The following is a 21,727-nucleotide window of genomic DNA, read 5'->3' as shown; positions in this document are numbered from 1 at the left end:
AAAAGAAATCCTTTCAGAATATTATTTCAAAATTAACAATTTTGACATCCTGATTTTATGATAATTCAAAATCCTTTCGAGATAGGGGTGGGTAATTGTATTTTATTTAACGAAACAAGAATTTTTTTAAGAAAGACTTTATATTCTTGCAGATCTGTTGATTTTATAGAAATGAACCTGAAATTCCTGTTTCTTTGTTCTCCTTATTTTAAGGATTTTATACTGTTTCCTATCTCTTATTATTTTTGAACGATCGAGTTGTTTCGAACTTTAAGTCCAAAGAAAATTTTTAATATGTCTCTTTATCCTTTTTACAACTCCGCATGGGCATTTTTAGTTCTGATAATCTTTTTTGTTCAATGTGACAGTCCTGGAAAGTCAGCCTCAACAGAAGGCTTGTCCAGTATCGAAAAGCAAGATGGAATGGTTAAGATCCCCGGAGGTTCGTATACCATGGGAGGACGATCAGATCAGGCTTATGAAGATGAGTTTCCGAGGCATAAGGTTGAAGTAAACTCATTTTGGATGGATGAAACTGAAGTTACTAACGGGGAGTTTAAAGCGTTTGTAGATGCTACAGGATATGTGACGGTAGCGGAAAGAGCGATTGACTGGGAAGAGATGAAGTCACAGGTGCCACCTGGTACACCAAAGCCGCCGGATTCCGTACTGGCACCGGGTTCATTGGTTTTTGTGGCTACGGATGGCCCGGTGAACCTCCGTGACTATTCGCAATGGTGGAGATGGACTATAGGAGCTGACTGGCAGCATCCGGAAGGTCCTGATAGTGACCTGGAAGGAAGAATGGATCACCCGGTAGTGCATGTGGCCTGGGAGGATGCACAAGCCTACGCTGAGTGGGCGGGCAAACGACTGCCTACGGAAGCCGAATGGGAATGGGCAGCATCCGGAGGACAGCAGGTGAAGTATCCATGGGGCGATGAACCAATAGAGCAATCGTTTGATAAGGCGAACTTCTGGCAGGGTTTTTTCCCGTATGAAAACCAGGAGAAAGACGGATATTATGGTCCAGCTCCGGTGAAGTCTTATCCTCCTAATAGTTTTGGGCTTTATGATATGGCTGGAAATGTATGGGAATGGTGTCAGGATAAGTATAATGTGAATTCTTATGCAGAGGATGTTCAAAAGGGGGAGGTAATAAATCCGGAGGGTCCGGAAAGGTATTTCGATCCCTCAGAACCGTACACTCCAAAGCATGTTATCCGTGGAGGTTCGTTTTTGTGTAATGATAGTTACTGCAGTGGGTACAGGGTATCAAGAAGGATGTCCTCAAGTAAGGATTCCGGCTTTAATCATACAGGATTCCGTTGTGTAAAGGATATAAAAACAGAAGAATGAAATATTGCTATATAGGTATTTTATTAATTGGGTCTTATTTAGTAAGCGGGCAAACAAGAGAAATTGATTTTAGGATAGAGGGGATCCGGGACACGAGCGTTTATATAGGTTATTATTTCGGTAATCAGAAATACGTTCTGGATACTTTGGAGGTAGCGGATGATCGCTTTTCTCTTAGTTTGAATTCCGAAGAATTAAATCCAGGGCTCTATTTTATCTATACACCTAACTATTTCTTTGAATTTGTTCTTGAAGACAAGTCTTATTCATTGGAAATAGCATCTGGGGGAGGATATAAGGACCTTCAAATTTCCGGTTCTCAGGAAAATGAGCTTTTTAAAAGTTTTCAGGTAGAGCTTGGTGCCTTGCAGCATGAGCAAAGGACCCTTGCTGAAACCATAAAGCAGGGAAGTGCTTCAGATTCAGCACAGGCAGCCAGGCGTCTGAAAGAAGTAGCTCGGGAAATGGATGACTTTAGGAGTAAAATGGCCACTGAATACCCTGAAAGTTTTACGGTTTCTTTTCTACGAATGATGGAGGATGTAGATGTACCTCCAATGGATGATATAGCGGATCAAGCTGAAAGACAAAAGAAGCGCTATCAGTACTACAGGAGCCATTATTTTGACTTAATAGACCTTGCGGATAATCGACTTTTACGAACACCACTGCTACACCCTAAAGTGATGAAGTATTTTGAGGAAGTGGTGATTCAGCACCCTGATTCTCTAAAAGATGAACTGGATTGGTTTTTCAGTAAAGTAGAAGGCGATCCTGAGCTATATCGTTACTGGCTGGTGACACTTTTTAAAAAGTATGCGGAATCCAAAGTCATGGGAATGGATGCGGTGATGATCCACCTGATTGAAAATTATTATCTCAACCCAAAAGCAGACTGGGTCACCGACGAATATGCTAAGAAGCTGAGGGAGGAAGTGGCTTATATTAAGCCTAATCTCTTAGGGAAGCGTGCTCCGGACCTAAATGTGGTAGACCAGACAATGGAGCCTTTTCTTCTGGAGGATGTGGATGCTCCGTATACTCTGCTTTTTATTTATGACCCTGATTGTGGTCACTGCAAAAAGGCTGTCAAAGAAATCGAAGAACATGATCAGGCCCTGGCTGATTTGGATATCCAGATTGTGGCTGTATGTACTGTGACGGATGTAGAACGGTGGCGGGAATTTGTGAGTGAAGCTAACCCCACCTGGCTTCATGCGATAGATCCATCCGGTAAGAGCTATTTCAGGGTAACTTACAATGTGCGAAGTACGCCAAAAATCTACTTGTTGGATAAAGAGAAAAAGATCATAGCAAAGCATTTGGATATCGACCAGATTGTTGATTTTGTAAAGCGGTCAAACCCTTAATTGAATTGTCAATCGAGGTAATTCTCCGGAGTATCGGGTTTACAATAGTATTAAAAGGATGATGGGTGTGCTGAAAGCTCAACACACCCACCCACACCCATACCCACATTAACAGTTGCTATTCATTTCTTAAAGATTTCACAGGATTGGCCCGTGCTGCTTTGGTAGCCTGGTTAGAGACGATTGCTAATGCGAAAAGTAATGCAACCAGTCCCACCAATGGAAATATCCACCACTGGATGGTTATCCTGACCGGATATCTATCCAGGTATTGATCCAAAAGGTACCAACCTATAGGTGCGGCAATCACAAATGATAAAATCACCAGCTTTGAGAAGTCTTTGGATATGAGCGCTACCAGGTTAGCGACAGTAGCTCCAAGTACTTTTCGGATACCGATTTCTTTGGTTCGCTGCTCGGCTGTGTAAGCAGCAAGCCCAAACAGTCCCAGCCCTGTAATAAATATGGCCAGGAAGGAAAACAAAAGCCCCAGTTTCCTGGTCATATGGATTGTGGTAAACTTTCGCTGAAATTCCACATCAACAAATTTGTATTCAAAAGGATAGGCTGAGTTATGTTTATTGAAAATCGCTTCTACTGTATTGAGGCTCTCCTGTATGTCATTCGTTTTGCTCAGTCTAACTGTAATGGCACTTACCCAGTCCGGATCAATAATCATGAACATAGGCTTTACTTCCTGATACGGAGAACCCATCAGTACATTATCCACTACTCCAATTAGCGTACGCTTACCTCCCCAAAGATCCAAAGGAGTACCTATAGGATCATTCAGGTCCATAAGGTCTAGGGCTGCTTTATTGATGATGATGGCATTGGTATCGGTACTAAATTCTTTCGAGAAGTCTCGGCCCATCAGCACCTCGATACCCATCGTTTTGGTGTAGTCGTACTCAGTGGCTATTGTCGTGAAAATTACCTTTTGGGATTCGGGCTTTCCAGGCCAGCCGAGAAAATTATTTGAGTTGATGGAGGTGATGGCACTATTAGACCGGGTTACGGCCTCTACTGCACCGGACTGGAGCAGCTCTTGCTTCAATACCTCATAATTCTTGGCAATCTGATCGGTGTTTTCAATGGTTATGAGGTTTTCCTGCCGGTATCCCAGTTCCCGGTTTTTAACCAGCTCTATTTGCTGATAGATAACCACCACAGCGATCATTAACAAAATGGAAAATCCGAACTGGAGGGTCACCAAAACCTTACGAGGAGTGGTGACCCCTTTACCGGCTTTAAGGGTTCCCTTAAGGGTAGCGACAGGACTAAACGAGGATAGGTAGAAGGCAGGATAACTCCCGGAAATTATACCTGTGAGGAGGACTATTACAGCCGAATAAAACCAAAACTGAGGTGAAGAATATCCAATACTCAGTTCCTTATCCACCAGACTGTTGTACGCCGGTAGCAGTAGTTGTGCAAGGAGTATGGCAATACCATAGGCTAATACTGCAATGAAAAGAGATTCGCCGATAAACTGGTAGATCAATTGTCTTCGCTGAGAGCCAAGGCTTTTGCGAATACCCACTTCTCTTGCTCGCTTTTCAGACCGGGCAGTTGCCAGGTTCATGAAATTGATACAGGCTATCACCAGGATGAAAATGGCAATTACGGTGAATAACTGTACATAATCACTCATGCCGCCTTCAGGCTTCCCATCTACGAAGTTTGAGTACAGGCGCCAGTCAGTAAGCGGATGCAAAAAGAGAAACCTGGGCATATCATCTTCTCCGTTCTCTGTCAGCAGGTCTCTTATTCCAGCCTCTGCCATCTCATGCTTTTCTTCCGCATAGAGTTCTACATAGACCTGAAAGGAATAATTTCCCCAATTGGTCTTGTTACGAACAACCCAGGGGCTTACACTTTGCCAGTGCTTATAAGTCATCAGATAGTCAAACTGAAAGGAGGAATTTCCCGGAATGTTTTTGAGAATTCCTGTCACTTTCAGAGAACTCTCATCATCTATTCTGATAAACTTGCCCATTGGGTCTTCACCCTTAAAGATTATTTCGGCAAGCTCTTCAGTAATGACAATGGAGGAGGGGTCATCGAGGACTGTTTCGGCATTGCCTTCTATGAGAGGAAACTCAAACATTTCTAAGAATTCCTCACTGACAAAGTAACCCTGCTTAATGATCCGAAGGTCTTCATAAGTCAATAAGTGGTTTCCGCCCCAGTCTGAGACTGCTGTATTTTTAATGTTATTGTCAGCTGTTTTTAAAGCTTCGTAGGTAGGTAAAGGTACGGATCTCCATGAGTTGATCTTGCCGTCAAAATCGGCATTGACCCAAAGCTGGTACAGGCGATCAGCCTTCGGGTGAAAACGGTCAAAGGATGTTTCATCTGCAACCCAAAGCAGGATCAGAATACTGCAAATGATCCCAATGGACAGGCCGGAAATATTGATTATGGAGTAGAGACTGTTTCTCCGAAGGTTACGGATGGTTACAACAAAAAAGTTTTTCAGCATGCTTGTGAGGTGATGGTTTCAATAGAAATACCCCACTTTTTATGAAAGGTTGCATACAGACGAATTATTTTTTTGAGTTACCTCATTGTGACTTTACTTCCGGGTAAATTGATCTCTCGTGTTTTGCCCTGGTATGTAACTATTGTCAAAGCTTTTATCTCAGAGGGGTTTGTAAGTGCTAAAATCCTGCTCGATTGACTCAGGTATGAGGCCCCGTAATAAAATTCGTATTTAATTTTTCTTCCATCTTTATATTCTATGAGCGCTGACTGGTCCATGGGTTCCAGTTCAATTACTTGTCGATTACTCTCTACCTCGTATGGGATCAGATTGTCTCTGTTTTGACTTGCCAAAAAGATATCTTTTTTACCGGTGGTAAGTCTGGCCAGTGCTCTGGCATTACCGGCCACCTGAAAGCCGGTCTCTTTTGCCGGGAGGGTCTGAAAGTTTCCTGTACCGTCTCCGAGTAAAACAGTACCATAGCCGGCATCATATCTTCCGGTATACAGCTCAGTTCCGTAGGAGTTTCCAATCATCACGACATCAAGGTTACCATCCTCATTTACATCATCAGTAATACTCCCACAAACTGGTGAAAACTGAGCTTGTATGGGAAGGCCAGTTACCTTAAATGTTCCATCTCCCAGGTTTTCGATCAGTGAGGTTCTCATTTCAAAGCTTTTAAGCACATAAGCTCCGTCAAGTTCTCCTTCTCTGAAAAAATCCTCAAATGTAGTTTTTCCCAATGATTCGTATTTTGGGAATCGACCTTTCATTCCGGCAATCTGACTGATCAGTTTGTTCCGAGTGTGAACAGGATAATTTTCTCCCTCGTTGTAGTAAAACATCAGCGGGTCAATTTCTCCATTATTATCAAAATCCCTGGTGTACAATGAAAGTGGCTCCTTTATAGAAGCTTTATAGCGGGAATTCAGCCCAAGGTTTCCACCTATGTAGTCAATATCTCCATCCTGATCAAAGTCTCCACTTTGTAAGCTGTTCCACCACCCGGAGGTACTAGCAAGTCCTGATTGGCCGGTAATATCTGTGAATGTACCATCACTTTCCTGCTTGAAAATAGAGATAGGCATCCATTCTCCTGCAACCATCAGATCTATTTTCTTATCGTCGTTTACGTCGGTCCAGAGCGCTGTAGTGACCATGCCCAGGTCTGATAGCTGTGGTAGGATCTCCTGAGTCACATCTCTAAACTGACCTCCGTTATTTTCCAGGAGATAACTGCTGGCTGGCAGGGGGTACTCGTGCGGTGTGATTCTGCCACCGACAAAGAGATCCAGGTCGCCATCGGCATCAAAATCTGAAGCTGTAACTACTGACCCGCTAGTATAAAACTGAGGAATAGCTGTAGTGTCCTGAGTGAAATTTCCATGCCCGTCATTTCTGTAAAAGCGGTCACGATATTGAGGGGATTTTGCAGGGAACCTACTTCCACCACTAACTATATACAGGTCCAGGTCTCCATCGTTATCACTATCAAAGAATAAAGCTCCCATATCATCAGATACCTGATTATCAACTATTGTACGGTTTGTGAAGGAACCGTCTTCGTTCTGAACGAATAGTTTACCCGGGTTGCCGGGGCTTCCGCCGATATAAAAATCATCAAGTCCATCCTGATTTATATCACCTACGGCAATTCCAGGACCATTTTCAGAATGCTTATGAGGTAGTAGCGGCTGTATTTTAAAATCAGCAAAATCTGTAGCAGTGTGTTTATAATTGAGGCCTGTTTTTGAGACCGGTGTTTCAAACAGGTTATGCTCTTCTTTAGGTAGCTCTACATTTATATCAGGATTATTGGGTGTTGTGGCGTTTTTGTAGTCCAGTGTAAGCATTTGGTTTGCTTTGACATCATTTATGATCTCCTGGTTCCCATCGGGCCAAATGACTTTGAGTTTGTCCACATTGGTGACACTTCCAAGACCAAAATGTATGGTATGATCTACTGTGGACTTGTAACCTCGCGTAGGGAAATGCTCATAGTACTGTTTATGATTTTGATCATTCTTCAGATAGGAGAGATAGATTTTAGCTCCTATGCCTTTTAAGTTTTTCTCTTGTCCTTTTAAGGATATCTTCAGGTGGTTTGATGTACTGTCATTTTTACTTGTGGAGGTGTTTTCATAAACGAATGCAGGGTCATTGACATTATTGACAACCAGATCCAGGTCTCCGTCATTATCCAGGTCTGAGAAAGCGGCTCCATTTGACAGAGACGCATCTGCAAGTCCCCATTCTTCTGATTTATCTTCAAAGATCAGGTTCCCCTGGTTTTGGTAAGCGTAGTTTGGAAGGCGGATCTCTACCAGGTTTTTGATCTCATCGAGGAGCGCTTTTCTTTTGGATTCAGGTGTTCCAAAGGATCGAAGTGACTGGCTATAGGCTACATAATCCATATCAGTTATGTCTTTCCCATACCCATTTGTGATGAAGAGATCTTTCAGGCCGTCATTATTCAGGTCTGCAAACAGGGGAGCCCAACTCCAGTCAGTCTGATAAATGTCAGCGAGCTGTCCGATTTCACTAAAGGTACCATCACCATTGTTTAGTTGGAGAGTGTTCCTTACATACTGTGGCTCATAATCCATTGACAGGTTGAGCATAAATCTATCATAGCTGGCAAAAGGAAACATCATTGCTTTTTGCCGAAGGTTATCTTCAGGCATCATGTCCAAAACAAGTATGTCCGTATACCCATCGTTGTTGTAGTCAGCCGCGTCAGCACCCATGCCATTGTGGCTTTGATGCTTCATTTGTTTTTGAATTTGATTTGTGAATGTGCCGTCCTGATTGTTGATGTATAGGATATCGTTAGTCACAAAGTCATTAGCCAGGTATACGTCGGGCCAGCCGTCCTTATTGATGTCTGTTACAGCAATGCCCAGACCATAACCTTCTACAAGAATCCCGGCTTCCTCAGACACATTGGAAAAAGTGCCGTCTCCGTTATTGCGATAAAGTTTATCGGTACTGTTTCCACTACCATCGAGTTTTTTTTGACGAGTGGTATTGCGGTTAAAATTTTCCAGGGCATTTGAAAGGATGTACAGGTCCAGGTCACCGTCCAGGTCATAATCAAAGAAAGCAGCCTGTGTATTGTATCCGGTATCTGCAATTCCGTAAGCCGAAGCTTGCTCAGAAAATGTTGGTACTCCGTCCTGGCTTATTCCTTCATTGATAAAAAGCAGGTTTTGGTTTGACAGGTTTTGTCCTCCGCTGGAGGTGGAAATATAGATATCCAGTAGCCTGTCATTGTTGATATCTACTACCGTGACACCTTCTGTCCATTGAGTGGTTGTTACACCGGCCAGGCTGGTGACCTTTTCGAATTTCAGGTTTCCTTTATTTAAGTATAATTCGCATGAAACCTGGTTGCCCGTAAAAAAAAGATCCGGAAGGTCATCATTATTAAAATCTCCCACTGCCACTCCACCACCATTATAGATGTAGTCAAATTCCAGGATATTAAAGGAATCAGTCAAAGTGAGCTTATTCACGAAATCCACACCGGTCTCATTGGGAGTTCTACGTTCAAAACGTGTTTGCTTATCGCAACCAAATAAACCAAGTAGTAAGAGTGGGACTGAAAAAATCAAAGACTTCATAAGGTAGGTTTCTTTTAGGTAGACAAAAAAGCCACCCTCTGATAATAAGGGTGGCTTAATGGTACAACAGGTGAATTAGTAACCGTCATTCTGGTCTTCAGGACCTAAGGCAGAATTGTTGTCGATTTCACTGGTTGGCAGCGGCAACAGGTCATGTATCGATCTGTAGTTAGCTATCGGTTCAGAGTCCAGTTTACCTGCTCTTCTCCATCTTCGGATATCTCTGTTGCGAATTTGCTCTCCGCACAGCTCCACTCTTCTTTCATTTGCAATAAGGTCGAACATCTCTTCGGCCGTGCCCGGAGCAGCCAGCGCTGGCAGGTTTACATCAGCTCTGGCTCTTACCTCGTTCACGTAACCTACAGCATTTGCAGGTCCGTTGAGCTCATTTTCAGCTTCAGCCATCATCAGCAGTACATCAGCATATCGTATGGCTCTGAAATTGATGCCTGATATCTGGTTTTCATTATCCTGCTGATAGGCGTTAGAGTATTTCTGCCATCCTGGCTCAGGCAGACCGGTCATCACATCCTGGCCATTATTGTAAGTGTCTCCGTTCAGGTAAAAATTATAGTCATACCTGGGGTCACCAGCTTCGTAAGCGTCAAGCAAACCCTGAGAAGGGTCTACGTTATTCCAGCCGGTAATTGGAGTGTATTCCTGACCTCTGAATGTTACCTCGGCTATGCCATTTCCGTCTGGTGACCAGGGATTACCATATCCGTGATCAGTGGAGAACTGGATCTCAAAAATGGACTCGGCATTGTTTTCATTCTCATCGGTGAAGTTATCCAGGTATCGGTCTACCAGACTGTATTCATTAGATTGGATGACTTTGTTTAACTCCGTATGAGCATCCTGATAATAGGAGGGGTCATCTGCAGCTCTAAACATGTAAACCCTTCCTTTCAAAGCCTGTGCAGCTCCCTGTGTAACTCTACCAAGGTCTGCATCACCATATTCAGATTTAGGCAGGAGGTTTTGTTCAGCAAAGTCAAGATCAGGAATGATCACTTCATCGTAAATAGTATTGGCTGGTGTTCTTTCAGAACCTTCGCTGCTTGCAGCTGGTTCTGTCAACATCGGCACATCACCCCATAAACTGACTAATTCGAAATATGCCCATGCTCGAAGAAATCTGGCTTCTGCGATAAATCGGTTTCGCAGTTCATCTGAGATCTCATTGGCTGGCACTTTATCTGCATTAGCAATGACCACATTGGCTCGATGAATCACTCGATAAGAACCTGTGAAAACCGAAACAATAAGCAGGTTAGAAGGGGAGAGGTTATACTCTAAAACGGCCCTTCTGGGTGCTTCCAGTTGTGGGTTTGGTGCATTTTCATCTGACAACATATCATGTAAGAAGAAATACTCTCTGTTATACAGCTGATTTGCCTGTAGTCCGGAATAAACCGCGTTCACTGCGGATTGCAACTGGTCAGAAGTCTGAAAAAACGTCTCCGTTGAAAGTTGCGCTGGATTGCTTTTATCTAATATGTCCTCATTACAAGCTGTAAAAAGAAATACAGCTAGAATGATAGCTTTTGAATATATATACTTTTTCATTTCTTCCTGGTTTTTCGATTAAAATCCAATTTGTATACCACCTAAGAATGTTCTGGCCTGAGGGTACTGTCCCCAGTCTACTCCAGAGTTAAGTGTTGCATTACTTGGGTTTGAGGCCAGATCAGGTCGTGCTCCAATTTCCGGATCATAACCACTGTATCCTGTGATAGTCAGCAGGTTTTGAGAAGAAGCATATAACCGAATGCTCTTAATGAATCCATTACCGAAATTCGTGAGTAGATTTGATGGAAGAGTATATCCGATCGTCAGATTTTTAATCCTGAAGTAAGATCCATCCTCCACAAATCGCGATGAAACACGAGCGTTTCCGTTAGGATCACCATTTGCAGCTCTTGGCACATCAGTATCAGTGTTTTCGGGAGTCCACGCATCAAGTACCTGTACACCGGCATTGAAAAGGCGAGGCATACCCTCCAGGTCATAAAGATTGGTATTTAAGATCTCATTGCCTGATACACCTTGCATGAAAACTGAAACGTCAAAATTCCTGTAATTGGCTCTTCCATTGATTCCATAAGAGAAATCAGGCAGGAAGTGTCCAAGGTTTGTTCGGTCATCGTCAGTCACGGCACCATCGCCGTTGATATCTCTAAACCTGATATCCCCAGCCTGCGTATCAGCAGTTTGGTAGGGAGAACCAGCGTCACCATCCAGAGCATTAGCTTCTGCTACTTCGGCATCAGACTGGAAGATCCCATCAACCTCCCATCCGTACAGGTATGCGATTGGTTGACCTTCTTCTGTGTTAGTTGTTGGCTGACCTTCAAACTGAGAACCGGTTACTGCATTACCTGATCCCAGGGAAGTAAGCTCATTATTTATGAACGATATATTACCACCTAATGACCATTGAAAATCACCACCGAACTCATTATAAGCTGCAACCAGCTCAAAACCTTTGTTTAGAACAGAGCCTACATTGTCAGTTGGTGGAATATCGTAACCGAGTGATGGAGGGATTGGAACTGGTAACAACATTCCTTGTGTTTCGTTATTAAAATATTCAACGCTTGCCGTTACTTTTCCATCCAATAGCTCTATATCCATTCCGATATTTGTCATAGCAGTAGATTCCCACTTTATCGACTCATTAGCTTGAGCCCGGGTAGTGAACCCAGGGACGAGGGATTGCCCCGAACCAAATACATATGACTGACCACTTGCTATCGTTGGTTGGTACTGATAGTTTCCAATATTGTCATTACCAACTTTACCCCAACTAGCTCTGATTTTTAAATCATTTAAAAAGGTCAGGCCAGACATAAAGGCTTCTTCGCTAAGTCTCCAACCGACAGAAACAGAAGGGAATGTTCCCCATTTATTTTCACTTCCAAATCTCGAACCTCCGTCTCTTCGAACAGAAGCGGAAACCAAATATTTTCCCATATAGTCATAGTTGATCCTGCCTAAATATGAGATTATTGCATATTCAAATATTGTTCCTCCAACAATGTCATTTTCAGCAATATTCAAAACTTCAATGTCACTGGTTAATTCTGTTTCGCCTTGTCCCTGAAGATTTCTACCAACATGCGTCTGACGCTCAGCAACTGCTACGGCATCTATCGTATGATTACCAAATGATCGGTTAAATGACAGCTGGTTAGAAATCAATGGTGAGATGTAGTCACTTCTGGTTTGGTTCAGGTCCGCAGAAGGGTTCAGGTGATAAGCATCGGATGGCACGATTACTGGTGTAAACTGCTTATTAAAGCCGAAGTTCATATCCATTCCGACCATGAATTTGTACTCAAGACCTTCAAGAATCTCATAGCTTGCATAAGCAGTTCCGAGAACTTTCATGTTCTCATCTGAATTTCTCCTTAATTTCGCATTTAGAACAGGGTTTTCCGGGTCAGTACCATCTGCAAGGTCAGTAGCTCTGAAGCCACCGATCATGTCAGGATCTCTTACCGGAATATAAGGGACCATTTTGATCATGTGCTCGATCTGAGATCGACCTCCACTGTAAGGTTCATTTTGTCTTTCGGTGTAAGAAAGAGTCAGGGTCTCACCAACTTTTACTTTTCCTAAGTTAAACTCGCTGTTGGCTCTGAAAGAATATCTTTCGAAACCAGTCCCCAGCATAATTCCTTCTTGCCTGAAGTATCCGCCACTTACATTGAAGATAGCATTTTGAGTCCCTCCATTTATTGAGACATTGTAATCCTGGATGGAGGCATTCCTGAACATCTCGTCTTGCCAGTCTGTGTCTACATTGGCAAATTCTCCGAGGTTGTCAAAGCGTTCCGGGGTATTACCTGCCCCAAGTAAGTTCTCCCCATACTGGAGGTACTGTTCCCGGTTCAGGAGGTCGAGTTGTTTCCATGCGGTTTGAACTCCGGTATAGGCATCCACATTGATTTTTGTCTGACCTACTTTACCCTTTTTGGTTGTGATCAGAATTACCCCATTTGCTGCTCTGGATCCATAAATGGCAGCCGCTGATGCGTCTTTTAACACTTCTACGGACTCAATGTCGTTAGGATTGATCTCATTCAATCCTCCAGCGGGCATTCCATCTATCACATACAATGGGTCATTGTTGCCTACTGTACCAAGACCTCTGATCCTTACGATCGGGTTTACCCCGGGAGATCCGGTATTGGCAACTGTAAGACCGGCCGCTCGACCCTGCAATGCCTGATCTACAGATACAACCGGCATTTCATTGATCTCTTCTGATGAAACAGATGAGATAGCTCCTGTGACGCGAGCTCGCTCCTGAGACCCGTAACCAACCACTACTACTTCAGAGAGGCTACTGACATCCGTTTGTAAAGTTATGTTTATAACAGATCTGTCGCCTATCTCTACTTCCTGTGTTTTGTAGCCTACGAAGCTTACAACCAATGTCTGAGCATCATCCGGTACGCTGATAGAGAAGTTCCCGTCAACATCAGTAACGCTACCATTTGTGGTGCCTTTTACCAGAACAGTTGCACCTGGTAGAGGTTCCCCGTTTTCGTCGGTTACCTTACCGCTAATGTCGCGTTGTACCATGCTCACCTGAATTTTGTCAGTGGACTGGTCTCCCTTTCTTTTCTTTACAGAGATACGGTTATTGACCTGACGGAAAACAAGATCCGATTGACGAGAGAGGTCTAACAAGACATCTTCCACGGTAGAATTGTTTCCTCTGAAGGATACGCGAGTAGATCTTGACAGGTCTCGTTTGTTATAGATGAAGTCGTAATCTGTTGCAGATTCGATCGCTTTAAACGCCTGGTCCAGTTTAGCGTTTTCGAGTTCCAGAGATATTAAAACCTCTTTAACGCTTTTGGCGTTTTGGCCTCTTGCCTCATTGGCAAGGAGTGTATTCAGGAAAAATGCCTGAATCACGTAGCAATATATTGTAAATTTTCCTAACAATACAGAGTAACGTAAAAGTCTATTTTTCATAAATTTGTCATGTTTTTGGTGAGTTATTATTCACTGAAAATCCTGGGTGCCAGGTGCTCATGCGCCAACATTTGTTGCCTGGTACCCTTACTTTTGTTATTTCATAGGCACTATTGGTTTTTTGGTTTGAAGTTGAGTTTTACAGTTTTATTATCAATTTCATATTTGAATCCCAGCGTAAACCCAATACTTTCCAGGACATTGGACAGGTAATCGTTTTTAAACTCACCTGTACAGTATAACCCGGCGGGAGGCCTGTTCTCGTAAGTGATTGTAACCCCATACCACCGTTCCAGGGTTTTTACAGCTTCATCTAATGGTGTGTCATTGAAATGAATTACTCCATCTTTCCAGGCTATTTTCTTGATATAATCAAAAGTGGATTTTGAAAGAGTGCTATCCTTTTCTTCTATACTCCTGGCAGCAAGCTCACCAGGGTTCAGAATTACTTTATTCTCGGGCCGGAAGACATCTTCCACCGAAACTTTGCCTGAGACCAGAGCTACCTCGGTAGTCTGGTTATCGTATGCTTTGATGTTAAAAGATGTACCCAGAGCAGTAGTAGCCAGGTCTTTTGTGTATACTACAAACGGACGCTCAGGGTCTTTCTTTACATCAAAGAATGCTTCACCTTCGAGATGAATATGCCTTTTTTCCAAGAAGTTTTCACTGTAGCATACAGAGCTGGCAGAATTAAGGATCACTTTGGAACCATCAGCAAGAAATATGGTGGATTTTTGACCGGTAGGATTTGCTTTCTCTATTTCACAGGTCTTAATCGGTTTCTCATCGCCGTTAACCTGATTATCAAGAATAAAAAAAGCGGTAACCGAAGTAAGGACCAGAGCAACTGACGCCGCAATTTTTAATGTATTATTTCTCCACCAGTTTGAAGTGTTGACATGCTGTACCAGGAACCGCTGGTTCTCCTTAGTGCTTTGAATTTTATCAAATATTCCTTCTGAACTCCAGTTCTCCACATCCTGGTCTATTTCTTCATCCCAGATGTTTTCGATCTTATCGGAAAGTTCCTTTTCTCCTTCATCGGAAAGGAACCAATCCAGAAAAGCTCCTGCTTCTTTTTTGCTAAGCTTCCCGTTAAAAAAATCTTTAAGTAACTTTTCCTTATCCTTCATTAGGTATTTCTGAACCTGTTATTGTTTGTACACTATTATATAGCCTCCAAACAGGCGAAATACTCATCTGAACTGTAAGAATTACATCAAAAGAGGTAAAAACACTGATTGCCTTCAGTGATTTTCAGTAAACGAAATGATTTATTGAGATTTTGTTAATTAACGAGACGTTCCTTTAACCACTTGGTAGCTCGATAGATCTGGTTCTCGATGGTTCTTTTAGAAACATTAAGTTCTCTGGCTATCTCTTCTGTAGAGAGATGTTCAAAGTTCTTCATCATGAACACCTGCTTCTGTTTTGCCGGGAGCTGATTGATCATCTGTGTGGAGAGTTCATCCAGATCACTAAAAATCACATAGTCTTCTGTATTATTTGAACTTCCTGGGTCATTGTTCAAAGCATATTCCTGGTAGGCCACTTCTTTTGCTCTCTTTCTGATCTGCTTGATGACGACAGATTTTGTGATGGAAAGCAGGTATGCATTAAACGATAGACTACTATCCAGAGAAGTTCTGATCCGCCATATTTTTATAAATACATTTTGAACCACCCCTTCTGCATCTTCATGGCCCAGGCCCATTTTTTTTGATACAAAATAGATCTTCTTCGCATACTTAATATATAAGTTGGTAAAGGCATCTTCACATCCTTCACTCAAACGATTGACTAGATCTACTTCAGAAATCTGTGGCACGATTGAAATTTCTCTTATTTAGCTTATTGAAATTAGATTAATTCTATAAAGTTAATATTCAAAAGTAGATTATTTTGAATATATGTGAAATATTTCACTTTATTCCATGCTAAAGTAGGCCTTTAATGTCCCGATTCAAAAAGTCAATCATTTCTTCTTTAGCTTAGCTCATGAGGTAATTTACTACATACCTTTTTTAATGATGTGTAATTTTTACAGGATCACTTAAAACTTAAAAAAAGAGATATTATTTTTTAAATGCTTTAAAAGTCTCCTGACCTTTTTCTCCTACTATTACCAGGTGATAAACCCCTTTACCCAGATAAGACATGTTCAGCTCTACTTTTGAGTTGCTTGAGTGATCAGTCAGGATTGTTTTCCCGGCAAGATCCACTAATCGGTAAGAAAAGGATGATCCATCGCGGCCTGACTCAATTGTTAATTGATTAACAAAAGGAATGGGGTAGACATTGTATAGGTTCTTTTTAGAGTTGTTTGCGGCTAAAGGTATAAACTCAATGGAGGCAGTGGCAGAATTATTTTCTTCGTCATACTCAGTAACGGATCCATTTTCATCCAGGAATGCGAAAAAATGTATCGTTCCGGAGGAGAAATCCAGGGGAATATCAAGCGCTTCAGAAAGTTGCTCGCTTCCATCTACTGTCAGTCCTCCCGAAATGGTCTTTGAGTAGAATTCATTAGCACTTACAGGGTCGAATGTTTCGTTGAAAGACCAGTAAACAGTTAGTTCTATATCTTCGGTCATGTCTAAATAGCCCAGGTTTGCAATTGAACCAGACAGATCTATTTTATCAATATTTTGCCCTGCAGTGAAATCAGCAATTTGCAAGTCGGGTAATGCCTCCGGAGTAGTCACTTCTACCTCCAGCGTGTACTCAGATCCTCCGATTTTATTGATTGCTTTGACTCTATAATAATAGGTTGTTAAACCATCAGCTGTATTGTCGGTATAATTCGTTGTGTTTGGTTCGAGAGAAACGATCTCTTCATAGGTCACATTATCTGCAGATCTTTCTATCACAAATTCTGTTTCGTTATCTGAGTTGTCGCTCCATTGCAGCTTGACTTCAAAAGGAGAAAAGATCTCAGCCTGCAGAGCTGATGGCGCCAGAGGAGGCTCGCTCACTGTAAAGCCGTAGCTGGAATATAAGCCGCGTCCATGAGTAGCCGCTATAACCTCACTGTCCGAATTCCTGATCTGTAACATATCTACTCTCACATTAGCTAAACCAATATTAGATGGTTCCCATACCGGGTCTGTTGCATTGATATTCTCTGTTCTCCAGATTCCCAGTTCGGTTGCCAGGATGACTTCCAGTCGATTATTAGGATTATACAATGCCCACCTTACCGGCATATCTGGTAAATTTCCATCTTTCTCAGTCCAGGAAGTTCCTCCATCTGTAGTTTGCCAGACCTGAGTGACTCCATAGTTGGAGTAAGTCGCCAGGAGCTGATCTTCAGAAGCGCCAATTTCTATACAGGAAATATGGCCTTCGGGGAGGTCGCCAGTAATGTCATTTCTTACAGGTGTTGTGCCTTCTGCTCCCTCTATCTTGTAAAGATTACCCGCTCCAGTGCCCACGAAAAGGGTAGAGGAAGTATTTTGGTAAGGAGAAACTCTCAAGTGAGAAGCCATAGCTCCCAGGGCCACATCAAAATCATCTCGCACAGGAAATCCGGTCCTTACGTCAGTGAATCTTCCAATAGAAGCCTCATCTACAACAGTGTAAAGGATACCAAGGCCATCATCATAATCGGCAGGGTTAATAAATCTTCCGGTATTTTGATCGTCAGCGAAAGTGTTGAATGAGCTTCCATTGTTTGTGGAAAGTCCATAAACGTTATAGACGTAAGAACTGATCTGGAAATTCCCATTGCTTTGGTCTATAAAGCAAAAAGCTCCGTCACCTCCGAAGATATCCTGAGTGGCACTGATTCCTGGGTCTACGAATTGCTGGGTACCATTATCCTGGGCGCCGGCAAGGTAGTAATCTTCCTGTGTAGGGTGGATGGCACAGCTGTAAAACTGCGTTACATTATAGCTGTTATTTCTGGCGTTGATTGTAGGGTTAGTAGCATCCATATTGGAAGAAACAAATACCCCTCCATCATTTCCGAAAAGCACATTTGATGAAGACCCTGGTTCAAATAGTATAGCATGCTGATCCGCATGTACATACTGAAAGCCAAACCCACCATACCAGTGAGATACCTGGTCCCAGGTACTACCTCCATCTGAGGTTTTAAAAAGGTCAATCGCCCCAACCAGGACCGAGTTTTCATCATTGGGATCTACACGAATGATCAGATCATACCATGCTTGTCCCCGGGAGAAATCGCCAGCATCAATATTGCCGTCTGCATCATCTGGTTCTGGCAAGTTATTCCAGGTGGCACCTCCATCTGTTGTTTTGATTACTTCTTCTACTTCCCCGGAAGATTCTACTAAAGCATAGAGAACACTTGAATTGGAGGGAGCGCTGGAAAGCATGATCCGGTTACCCGGTGATCGTTGCGTGGAGACCTCCCAGGTAGTCCCGTCTGTTGAGGTGAGAATATATCCGCCTCCTTCACCATATACATTTTGTACCGTACCAGCCCATAGTGAATTATCAGCCGCAAGTTCCAGGTCAGCAATTGCATGAGGGGTTACTTCGTCTACACTAATATCAGGAAATACCTGATCAAAAGAAGTACCACCATTTATAGATCTCTGTAGGCCCAGGTCAGGAACACCATGAAAGTCTCCTCTGTAGTATGTGGGTGCTACAGCAGCATAGATCACTCCGATTCCATCTTCGTTTCTAACCACTATATCGTTCACATAAAAGAACTCTTCAGTGCTTGCAAGTTGTGTCCATGTGTTACCGCCATCAGTGGTTTTGTAGATGCCTTCACCTCTGGTGGCTCCACCTGCACTTTCTCCGGTGCCTACATAAAATACCATAGGATCTGTAGGGTCATATGCCATGCTGGTAATCCCAATACTTTCCCAGAAGTCATCCACTTTTTTCCATGGGGAAGTTGCGTCAAAAATATTCTCATTAACCCACAGACCACCACTTACTCCGCCAGCCCACACTTTGTCACCTTCCGGGTCATTAGGGTCCCACATCACAGCCCGGGTTCTCCCGCCTATTTCCAGTGGACCTCTTTCTTCCCACGGAAAGTCCTCTGTACCGGTTCTGGATTTAGCCTTTTGTTCGAAAAAATCCCTGATTTGCTTTCTTCCTGCTTCAAGTTTTTCAGGTGTGGGTCGCTTAAGAGCAGGGTCCATGGTCATCAGGTAGTTTTGCTCCCAGGCAAGATCTGGCCGGTCCTGTTCAGGCATCTCATGAAGGCCTTTACTCTGTGTGTTTTGAGGATTGTAAGGGTGGTTTCTCAGGTATTCAATATAAGCTTCCCTTTCTGATTTTTGAGAAATGAAAGGAAGAGTAAACAATGTAACTGTAAGAACTGAAAGGGCAAGGGTTAATGCTTTTTTCCACATATTGGCGAATATTATTGATAACTAATTGGTTTTTCTTTTATAAATGAATCGACCTCAATTTTAACCTGCTTACCACCAAGTAAGCCTGAAATGACAGCAGACTCAGGGTCTGTACTTCTAAGTTTACTTCGAGGGGGATTGGGGTCGTTTAAGGTTGGTTGAGTTCTTTTTTCTTTTTCAGATGCTGTAATAATTATACTGTCTCCGCTGGCGCTGAAAGTTAAGTCTTCCAATTCCTGACCGTCAATCATTAGCTTATCTATAGTAAATGGTTTCTCCTTTTTGTTATCCAGTACTATCTGATACTTCACTCCACCTACTCCGGGTTGCCCTCCGGCCCATGTATACCACGAAGCTTTTCTGACTGTGAGTTGGGATTTGCAAGAGAAAAAAAAGGCTAGGCTGAAAATGAGTACTATCAGGCGAGAAATTTTCATTGATCATGTTTTAGGCTTTTAATATTACTTCTTTTTGTAACGAGGTGCAAACAAAATTCTACAGAAGCACTAAATCTTCGACCAATGGAGAGCTATGCATACTAAAAAAGTAAAGGGCGCCTTAGACGCCCCTTTTCCGTGAAAGACTCACAAATCACGGAATCAAACACACATACTTTCTACTACTCTTGATTTAGCCTAAGCTCAATCAATTTTTATAATGCAAACATAGTATCACGTTCACCGGCCAGTAGCTCATTTTAGATGGTTGGGATTTGTGATCAGTTAAGTCGTTTGTTCTATCTGATTTTTGGAAATAGGCTTGCAGAGAATTAACACTTTTTAACAGTCCCGGAGGCTTGACTAAGACTCCCAGCATTGTTAATATTGCGATCGTCTTTAAATAAATCGTTTGTTCGGTTTATAGTAATCATTTTTATAGCATTGTTCTTTTGAAATTATGTCAATAATTGTAGAAAATCTCACCAAGCAATATGGTGAGCAAAAAGCAGTCAATGACATATCATTTGAGATAAAGACCGGGGAAGTGGTCGGTTTTCTGGGTCCCAATGGTGCCGGAAAAAGTACCACCATGAAAATTATCACCTGTTTCATGGCCCCCACCTCAGGTGATGTTCGTTTGGATGGTGATTCCATTCATACCGATCCGGAAGCCATCAAAAGAAAGATCGGGTATCTGCCGGAGAATAATCCACTTTATCAGGATATGCCTATTGTAGAATACCTGCGCTTCACTGCGGAGATTCAAGGGGTGCCTGCTAAGGATATCCCAGGAAGGATAGCTGAGATGATCGACCGGTGTGGACTGGACAGGGAAAAGCATAAAAACATAAATGAGCTGTCAAAAGGGTATCGTCAGCGTGTGGGACTGGCACAGGCTATGATCCATGATCCTGAAATACTCATACTGGATGAGCCAACCACTGGTCTGGATCCAAATCAGATAGTGGAGATCAGAAAGCTTATCAAGGACCTGGGTAAAGAAAAGACCGTTATACTGAGCTCGCACATACTTTCTGAAGTAGAAGCTACATGTGATCGTATTCTGATCATTAACAGAGGACGTATCGTAGCGGATGGTACTTCAGATACGCTAAGGTCACAATCTCAGGGACAGGAACTACTCAAAGTACATATTGAAGCAGAAGCAGAAGCAGCTAAAAAGGCGTTGCTAGGCCTGGCTTCCGTAGAATCTGTCACTTCTATAGATGGAAGAGAGGGTTGGTTCAATGTGCAGAGTAAGCCTGATCATACCTCCAGGAAAGAGGTCTTTGATATGTGCGTCAAGAAAAAATGGTATTTATTGGAAATGTCCGGCCTTGAAACCAGGCTGGAGGATGTATTCCGAAAACTAACGAAATAAGCTATGAACAAGATATGGATAATTACCAGGAGGGAGCTTGCATCATTCTTTGATTCATTGATCGCTTATGTCATGATCATCCTGTTTCTTGGGTTGAGCGGAGTGTTTACCTGGTTAGTCGGGACAAACGTTTTTTTGATCAATCAGGCCAGCATGCAGGTTTTTTACAGCATTGCCTTTTGGTCTCTTTTCTTTTTCATTCCTGCCATTACCATGCGCATGATTGCGGAAGAAAATAAGGCAGGTACTATTGAGCTTTTAATCACAAAGGCTGTCTCCGATAGCCAGATTGTCTGGGGTAAGTTTTTGGCTTGTCTGCTTTTGGTTGTGATCGCGTTGCTATGCACAGTCCCGTATTATATTACGATTTCCCAGCTGGGCAATATAGATGACGGAGCTATCATAGGAGGGTACCTTGGATTGCTGATGTTGTCCGCCAGCTACATCAGTATCGGGCTTTTTGCCAGCAGCCTTACTCAAAATCAAATTGTGGCTTTTTTGGTAGCCATTTTTATCGGCATTTTTTTTCACCTGCTTTTTGATGTAGTTAGTACTTCAGTGAGAGGTACGTTTGGAGAAATTTTCAACTACCTCAGCATGCGAACACATTTTGAGTCTCTCAGCAGAGGGGTGATAGATAGCAGGGACCTGGTGTATTTCTTTTCAATCATCGGTGCCGGCATCATTCTTTCTCAGGTGATGCTTTCTAAAAGAAACTGGCAATCTTAA

At 42.7% G+C, this 21,727-nt stretch carries 12 protein-coding genes; 4 read left to right on the top strand and 8 right to left on the bottom strand.

Going from position 1 to position 21,727, the window contains the following annotated elements:
* Positions 1 to 294 precede the first annotated feature (294 nt).
* Positions 295 to 1,359, top strand: a complete 1,065-nt coding sequence (locus AC3E9V_RS14770) for a formylglycine-generating enzyme family protein (RefSeq protein WP_488748900.1) — start codon at positions 295 to 297, stop codon at positions 1,357 to 1,359.
* Positions 1,356 to 2,729, top strand: a complete 1,374-nt coding sequence (locus AC3E9V_RS14765; protein ID WP_488748899.1) for a redoxin domain-containing protein — start codon at positions 1,356 to 1,358, stop codon at positions 2,727 to 2,729. Before AC3E9V_RS14770 ends, AC3E9V_RS14765 begins: the two co-directional genes overlap by 4 nt.
* Before the next feature lie 118 nt (positions 2,730 to 2,847).
* Here the strand turns inward: AC3E9V_RS14765 and AC3E9V_RS14760 are convergent, their stop codons facing one another.
* The 8 genes from AC3E9V_RS14760 to AC3E9V_RS14725 all read right to left on the bottom strand — a co-directional run bounded on the left by AC3E9V_RS14760 (position 2,848) and on the right by AC3E9V_RS14725 (position 19,614).
* On the bottom strand, positions 2,848 to 5,214 hold the full coding sequence (locus AC3E9V_RS14760; RefSeq protein WP_488748898.1) for an ABC transporter permease: 2,367 nt from the start codon (positions 5,212 to 5,214) through the stop codon (positions 2,848 to 2,850).
* A gap of 77 nt (positions 5,215 to 5,291) precedes the next feature.
* Positions 5,292 to 8,840: a VCBS repeat-containing protein gene (locus AC3E9V_RS14755; RefSeq protein WP_488748897.1), complete on the bottom strand. Its 3,549-nt coding sequence runs from the start codon at positions 8,838 to 8,840 to the stop codon at positions 5,292 to 5,294.
* Positions 8,841 to 8,915: 75 nt separating this feature from the next.
* Complete coding sequence (locus AC3E9V_RS14750) at positions 8,916 to 10,409, bottom strand: RagB/SusD family nutrient uptake outer membrane protein (protein ID WP_488748896.1); 1,494 nt, start codon at positions 10,407 to 10,409, stop codon at positions 8,916 to 8,918.
* An 18-nt stretch (positions 10,410 to 10,427) separates the two neighbouring features.
* Entirely contained in the window at positions 10,428 to 13,832 is a 3,405-nt protein-coding gene (locus AC3E9V_RS14745; RefSeq protein ID WP_488748895.1) for a TonB-dependent receptor, read from the bottom strand.
* Positions 13,833 to 13,942: 110 nt separating this feature from the next.
* Positions 13,943 to 14,968, bottom strand: a complete 1,026-nt coding sequence (locus tag AC3E9V_RS14740) for a FecR family protein (RefSeq protein WP_488748894.1) — start codon at positions 14,966 to 14,968, stop codon at positions 13,943 to 13,945.
* Between the two features lie 155 nt (positions 14,969 to 15,123).
* Positions 15,124 to 15,663, bottom strand: a complete 540-nt coding sequence (locus AC3E9V_RS14735; RefSeq protein WP_488748893.1) for an RNA polymerase sigma factor — start codon at positions 15,661 to 15,663, stop codon at positions 15,124 to 15,126.
* A 247-nt stretch (positions 15,664 to 15,910) separates the two neighbouring features.
* The gene (locus tag AC3E9V_RS14730; RefSeq protein ID WP_488748892.1) at positions 15,911 to 19,177 is read right to left on the bottom strand and encodes a T9SS type A sorting domain-containing protein; all 3,267 of its coding nucleotides are present in this window, start codon (positions 19,175 to 19,177) and stop codon (positions 15,911 to 15,913) included.
* 11 nt (positions 19,178 to 19,188) lie between these two features.
* Positions 19,189 to 19,614: a hypothetical protein gene (locus AC3E9V_RS14725; protein WP_488748891.1), complete on the bottom strand. Its 426-nt coding sequence runs from the start codon at positions 19,612 to 19,614 to the stop codon at positions 19,189 to 19,191.
* Between the two features lie 460 nt (positions 19,615 to 20,074).
* Between AC3E9V_RS14725 and AC3E9V_RS14720 the strand changes: the two genes are divergently transcribed.
* Both AC3E9V_RS14720 and AC3E9V_RS14715 read left to right on the top strand, forming a co-directional pair.
* Entirely contained in the window at positions 20,075 to 20,998 is a 924-nt protein-coding gene (locus AC3E9V_RS14720; RefSeq protein WP_488748890.1) for an ATP-binding cassette domain-containing protein, read from the top strand.
* Between the two features lie 3 nt (positions 20,999 to 21,001).
* The gene (locus AC3E9V_RS14715; RefSeq protein ID WP_488748889.1) at positions 21,002 to 21,727 is read left to right on the top strand and encodes an ABC transporter permease; all 726 of its coding nucleotides are present in this window, start codon (positions 21,002 to 21,004) and stop codon (positions 21,725 to 21,727) included.

It is taken from the genome of Marinoscillum sp. HNIBRBA16962 (genome assembly GCF_057801515.1).
Note: the sequence above shows the minus strand (reverse complement) of the source record. Positions and strands in the feature narration are given on the sequence as shown.

Bases quoted from the DNA above. Each gene is read 5' to 3' on its own strand.
- AC3E9V_RS14770 (WP_488748900.1), top strand. From the start codon at position 295: ATGTCTCTTTATCCTTTTTACAACTCCGCATGGGCATTTTTAGTTCTG.
- AC3E9V_RS14765 (WP_488748899.1), top strand. From the start codon at position 1,356: ATGAAATATTGCTATATAGGTATTTTATTAATTGGGTCTTATTTAGTA.
- AC3E9V_RS14760 (WP_488748898.1), bottom strand. From the start codon at position 5,214: ATGCTGAAAAACTTTTTTGTTGTAACCATCCGTAACCTTCGGAGAAAC.
- AC3E9V_RS14755 (WP_488748897.1), bottom strand. From the start codon at position 8,840: ATGAAGTCTTTGATTTTTTCAGTCCCACTCTTACTACTTGGTTTATTT.
- AC3E9V_RS14750 (WP_488748896.1), bottom strand. From the start codon at position 10,409: ATGAAAAAGTATATATATTCAAAAGCTATCATTCTAGCTGTATTTCTT.
- AC3E9V_RS14745 (WP_488748895.1), bottom strand. From the start codon at position 13,832: ATGAAAAATAGACTTTTACGTTACTCTGTATTGTTAGGAAAATTTACA.
- AC3E9V_RS14740 (WP_488748894.1), bottom strand. From the start codon at position 14,968: ATGAAGGATAAGGAAAAGTTACTTAAAGATTTTTTTAACGGGAAGCTT.
- AC3E9V_RS14730 (WP_488748892.1), bottom strand. From the start codon at position 19,177: ATGTGGAAAAAAGCATTAACCCTTGCCCTTTCAGTTCTTACAGTTACA.
- AC3E9V_RS14725 (WP_488748891.1), bottom strand. From the start codon at position 19,614: ATGAAAATTTCTCGCCTGATAGTACTCATTTTCAGCCTAGCCTTTTTT.
- AC3E9V_RS14720 (WP_488748890.1), top strand. From the start codon at position 20,075: ATGTCAATAATTGTAGAAAATCTCACCAAGCAATATGGTGAGCAAAAA.
- AC3E9V_RS14715 (WP_488748889.1), top strand. From the start codon at position 21,002: ATGAACAAGATATGGATAATTACCAGGAGGGAGCTTGCATCATTCTTT.